Raw genomic sequence first — 4,658 nt, 5'->3', positions numbered from 1 at the left:
ACTTCACTCACACCCCCTAGGCGTAGCCATAGACCGGTATTACGAGTTTCGGGGCTAAACTAAATTTGACAATTCCAGATAGCCGTTGATCTCGAATGACGCTGTTGCTCACCATGGTGTACGGATTTTCCTTACCTTTCATCTTGCGAATGATGCTTTTTTCTTTGTCGTTCATCCCCGGTATCGCTCCTTTAGAATTGAAAAACGGCACCTCTCGATCGCCGCTGTGTCGAGAAATGCCGTTTTTTGTTTCATCCGGAGACTTGATCCGTTTCCTCAAGATACTGTATACTGATTGCAGTATCTTTGGATGTAACAAAATGCATTCTCGATCGGTGTAGACGATCGAGGGGCATGCCCTACAGTTGGCTGTGAACCTGCTGTAGGGCTTTGTTATGCCTGCCGTTCTATGTGGTTAGCAAAACATTAGCATGTTTTGGAAGATTGGACAAGTCACCGTTTTCCTCGCAAGCGATTCCACCAGGAGAAGGATTCAGCCTCTTGTTTTCGAATGTTTTGGATTTCCCGAAGCACCTCCATCAATTTTCGATCCCGTTCTACAACACGTTCCTCTGCTTTAACAAACTCCTGACGGATTTCATCCCTGATATCCACCCTCATCATTTCAACCTCATCCCTAATAACCTCACGTACGATATCCTTGATAGACCCTGATAATTGGCCTAATAACCATGATGAAGGCACTTCAAAGGTTGGATCGGTTTGTTCCTGATGAATGACAATGGTTTTTTCGGGTTGTTCTCCTTTGATGCGTGCGATTTCTTCCAACTCAATACGATACTCAAGACCATGATTTCCATTGGTTTTATAGGCTTTTAGGCGTCCTGAGTTAATCCAGTTTCGTATGGTTGGAATGCTTACGTCTAGGGCGTCTGCAGCTTCGCGAATGGTGATGGATGACACCTTAATACCCTCCTATCCATGACCTTGATAGCTTGTTCATAGGGTTGATTTTACTTGGTTGTTATTCATAACAAGGTACCATGATATTGTTATAAAGGTCATAAGTAAAGCCAGGCCGTTGAATCACCATGGTTATAGGGTGATCAGTCGCTTTATGATCCTCTACTTACGAACAGGACATTTTGAAAAAGGTACAAAAAATCGCGTTCTTTATCCTTGAAACTATTTTTTGTTTGCACCGTATATTCAATTTTATCTAAACGCGCCAATTTTTTATATGGCTTCGTCTTACTTGATATTGACTCTAAAAGTACTGAAAACGCATGGAGGATTTTCATCCTTGAATATCGAACATGTGTTCGGAAGGTGGGTTGTTATGTTAACGCCGTATGCTCCTACCGTTTGGTGTTGGTCTGTCGTGCGTCATGCCATTATCGATGAACGGCGGCGTCAGAGACGTCTTCGACGAGAAACTACAGCTTCCGATGCGTATAACATGCAACTCAATTCATTGATCGCGACACAAGATTTTTCAAATGCAGAGATGCGAATGTTTTTGGCAACCTTGCCAGCGTATGAACGAAATGTATTGTATTTGATCTACATTTTTGGTTATTCGCAACGGGAAATCTCGAAACGGTTGGGAATTCCCCATCAGCAAGTGAGTCGATTGCACAAAAAGGCGATTCAGACGTTGCGGGAAAAGTGAAGTGAAAGAAGGTATGGATGGTGACACGAGAAGAATTTGACGATTTGATCCGAAAAGCCATGTCGGGTGATGTTGAAGCGATGCGTGAAGTGCTTCTCTACATGCGTCCACGCATTCAACGAATGGCTGCCCATGAACCGTCACCGGACGATGCCACACAGGCCGCACTTATCGCATTATGGAAATCGTTTAACAAATCCAGTCAGAAACATGATGATTTTGGGGATGGAGGGGGCTTTGATGAACGCTGAAACGTGGGTGACTTGGACATCGTTGCAAACGGTGGCTGGCGAAAGCATGGCCGTGTTACTCCTGGTGGAGTTTTTAAAGGATATCCCACCCATTAAAAGTGTCCCCACACGCCTATTGGCTCTATTGGTTGGGATCATTCTTATTGCGGTGATTCATTTGCCTCAGACACCTGCACAGGGATTGCTCGATCTTCTCAATGGAATTTTAGTCGGATCGACGGCAGTGGGTGGATGGCATGTGATCAATGTAACGAATAAGAAAGCGTAAGTTGATGTGCGCCATTTATCCTCTTCAAATCGTCATACCAGATAAACAGAGATGAGGTGAATTGATGAATAACGCACATGTTTTTGTCTGTTTTTGATTAAGTGAAGGAAAAATTAAAAATAATAGGAGGGTTTACATTGTCATTTTCATGCACAACATCGGGATCGAAATTATTGACGTCACAGCAATTTTACAACATTTATGGTCCATTTTCTGGCTGGGCTAGTTTTGCAACAGGAGTAATCGAGGCGTTAATTATTACACAATGGTATCATGAAAGTAACAAGGGTCAATATGATATCTGTACCCCGTACAACAATCCAGCTAACTACGGGGGCAGCGGGCCCGCAAATCCTTACTCTAATATCTGTGATGGTACGTTAGATGGATACATCAATCCAATGTTGGAGCCATCATTGTTTAAGGTTAGTGCAAGTGACGGTGTAGGTGATGCGGCCAGTGCCTACATCATGAATGCCTATACCGCGGGATATACAGTACCTGCTAAGAATGGGTATGGTAACTTGCAAGGTGCAGGTACTAAATTTGGCCCGGGATTTGAAGCGGCGTGTGCGGCTATGGGAGCAATGGGGTGGGCATCATCTAATTATTACACGTCCGGTGATTCCCCAGATGTAGTCGGTAATATTTTAATGAACTGGTACAATGATTACTTTACTTCTATTGTACCAACCAATCTGATTTCCAGCCAAAATGAACCATCCTGTTGCTTTTAGGGACAAAAGGGCGTGGGCATATTGCTCTCGCCCTTTTACATTGCAATCCATTTTAAATCATTAGGGAGTACTCTCAACTTGATTGTTTTCATCGAATCAAAATTATAAGCACGGGTTACTTTTTTGTAGATACCATAAGCATTTGGAATGAGTTGTTCATAATATAGAAAGTGATTACTTATTGCAATCGAAAACGAATCTCCACCAGTTGAGTGGTAATACGTAACACGAATTATTTTTGGTTTGAGTAAGTTTACAATATTTAATTCCGAAATAAATGGTTGAGGGGCACCTGGCAATCGAAGAGAGTCGCTGTAAATGACCCAGTTCTTTTCCGAAAAGAGTTGCTCTAAATATACATACAGTTTACCGTTAATGCCAGAATGTTTTAACGGTAGAGAAATAATTTTTCGGGCATGATTGATTGATAAAACGTGAGCACTAAGTGGGCTTAAATACAAGGAAAACGGTTCAATGGGATAACGGTTTAGTGAAAAAGTGCCATCTAAAGCAGGATACATTTTGGGAATTGGATTCCACACCAAACCAAATGGAGTCTTGACCATGTGAATCAGATTAACATCAGAATTATATTGTATCTTTCCAAATATATACTTATAGCTTTGTCCATTTGTTTTAACTATGTAAATGTTGTTGTTTCGTGAAGGCATATTTGCCTTTGCCGCGAGAAGTGAAAAAACTATTATTAATGAACTTAATAATGCGCTTATAATTTTTATTTTCATTTCTAGTCGTCACCACCCGTTGCATGCTTAATATCGCTCCGATTTAATTATAGCATACTAAGCATTTCCAACATTTATAACTGTATGGATGGTGGTCCTGCGACTCCAAATCAACCCCAGCTGGTTTTGGGACTGACCCCCGTTTTTTAGGCAGGGATCAAAACACCTTGTATAGCTAAGCAGCCAGTCGCCGGAAATCAACCGGTGATTGGTTGTTTAGAGTGGAATGAAACGATTCGATGGAGAAGTTATCAGCGGTCGTTCCCTTACGGGATATGCCCATGGTAATGCCTTTTGGAGTGTCAACTATTTTGTGTAAACTCTATTGTCAAGCTTTCTGCGTGATGCCCGCTTTTGACCACATCCAAGTAGAATTTTCCATTTCTAATCCCAGTTGAGGCTGTCAAGGCGGGAAAGCGTACCTTGACAGTCGGTTCAATCTGTCCGTCAAGATCGATGCCGACCACCATTGATGCTTCTTGACAAGGAAAGGCTGTTGAGACTTTCTCGACAGCCTGGCAAACTCTCCGAGTTTGTATAAGTGCGCCCTTCGCTTTCGCTTTGGGATCAGTTTAGCATGGTAGTCTTTTCCTTGCTAGTTCTATTGTGCTATTTTGATAGCAAGCATTTTGTAGCCGCTCACGCTGTTTGACGGTGATTTGTTCACCGCCATTGGCGGAGCGGCCGTAACGTCAATCTGCCATGGAAACTGGATGTTCAACCGTCAATCACTTAGCTTCAGCTAGCTAGCTGTCCCTCGTTGCCACTCCTGGTCTGTGAGCACTCTCTGAGCGTGCCCCTCCTCAATCGCTTCACTGTCTCGAGCCGCCGCATCATACAACGCCTGTGTACACAGTTGGTTTACCACACGCGGGATACCACGGGCTGGCCGTGTAAATCATTTGGATGGCACCATCCGTGAAAACGGGCATGTTGGTCCCAGTCTGCTTCATTTGGTGTCGAATGTACTGAGCGGTTTCCTCCCGCGTCATGCCTGCTAAGTGGTAGGCCATGTCAATCCGC

At 43.3% G+C, this 4,658-nt stretch carries 7 protein-coding genes and 1 pseudogene; 4 read left to right on the top strand and 4 right to left on the bottom strand.

Translation table 11 applies throughout. The annotated features are described in order from the left end of the window. Positions 1-16: 16 nt before the first annotated feature. The gene (locus tag ATW55_RS16340; RefSeq protein ID WP_160327219.1) at positions 17-175 is read right to left on the bottom strand and encodes a hypothetical protein; all 159 of its coding nucleotides are present in this window, start codon (positions 173-175) and stop codon (positions 17-19) included. A 278-nt stretch (positions 176-453) separates the two neighbouring features. Beyond that, positions 454-924: a MerR family transcriptional regulator gene (locus tag ATW55_RS09730; RefSeq protein ID WP_067716509.1), complete on the bottom strand. Its 471-nt coding sequence runs from the start codon at positions 922-924 to the stop codon at positions 454-456. Positions 925-1,300: 376 nt separating this feature from the next. On the opposite strand from ATW55_RS09730, the gene ATW55_RS09725 reads away from it, so the two are divergent. The 4 genes from ATW55_RS09725 to ATW55_RS16130 all read left to right on the top strand — a co-directional run bounded on the left by ATW55_RS09725 (position 1,301) and on the right by ATW55_RS16130 (position 2,889). Then, positions 1,301-1,633, top strand: coding sequence for a sigma-70 family RNA polymerase sigma factor (locus ATW55_RS09725; RefSeq protein WP_067716506.1), 333 nt, complete (start codon positions 1,301-1,303; stop codon positions 1,631-1,633). A 20-nt stretch (positions 1,634-1,653) separates the two neighbouring features. Beyond that, positions 1,654-1,884, top strand: coding sequence for a hypothetical protein (locus ATW55_RS09720; RefSeq protein ID WP_153005114.1), 231 nt, complete (start codon positions 1,654-1,656; stop codon positions 1,882-1,884). Then, positions 1,874-2,152 carry a hypothetical protein gene (locus ATW55_RS09715; RefSeq protein ID WP_067716498.1) on the top strand — a complete coding sequence of 93 codons (279 nt, stop codon included), beginning with the start codon at positions 1,874-1,876 and terminating at the stop codon, positions 2,150-2,152. Before ATW55_RS09720 ends, ATW55_RS09715 begins: the two co-directional genes overlap by 11 nt. Before the next feature lie 137 nt (positions 2,153-2,289). Next, on the top strand, positions 2,290-2,889 hold the full coding sequence (locus tag ATW55_RS16130; RefSeq protein ID WP_153005113.1) for a hypothetical protein: 600 nt from the start codon (positions 2,290-2,292) through the stop codon (positions 2,887-2,889). Positions 2,890-2,924: 35 nt separating this feature from the next. Here ATW55_RS16130 and ATW55_RS09710 read toward each other — a convergent pair whose 3' ends face one another. Both ATW55_RS09710 and ATW55_RS16810 read right to left on the bottom strand, forming a co-directional pair. Beyond that, on the bottom strand, positions 2,925-3,635 hold the full coding sequence (locus ATW55_RS09710) for a hypothetical protein (protein ID WP_067716493.1): 711 nt from the start codon (positions 3,633-3,635) through the stop codon (positions 2,925-2,927). A gap of 833 nt (positions 3,636-4,468) precedes the next feature. Beyond that, positions 4,469-4,658: pseudogene (locus tag ATW55_RS16810) on the bottom strand (hypothetical protein); the annotation flags it as partial.

It is taken from the genome of Ferroacidibacillus organovorans (assembly GCF_001516615.1).
In the GTDB taxonomy this organism is placed as follows: Bacteria; Bacillota; Bacilli; order Alicyclobacillales; family SLC66; genus Ferroacidibacillus; species Ferroacidibacillus ferrooxidans_B.
The sequence above is the reverse complement of the archived record's forward strand: the minus strand, read 5'-3'. Positions and strand labels throughout refer to the sequence as shown.

What these genes read in the sequence shown, in the direction of transcription:
- ATW55_RS16340 (WP_160327219.1), bottom strand. Translation starts at nt 175, where the DNA reads ATGAACGACAAAGAAAAAAGCATCATTCGCAAGATGAAAGGTAAGGAA.
- ATW55_RS09725 (WP_067716506.1), top strand. Translation starts at nt 1,301, where the DNA reads ATGTTAACGCCGTATGCTCCTACCGTTTGGTGTTGGTCTGTCGTGCGT.
- ATW55_RS09715 (WP_067716498.1), top strand. Translation starts at nt 1,874, where the DNA reads ATGAACGCTGAAACGTGGGTGACTTGGACATCGTTGCAAACGGTGGCT.
- ATW55_RS09710 (WP_067716493.1), bottom strand. Translation starts at nt 3,635, where the DNA reads ATGAAAATAAAAATTATAAGCGCATTATTAAGTTCATTAATAATAGTT.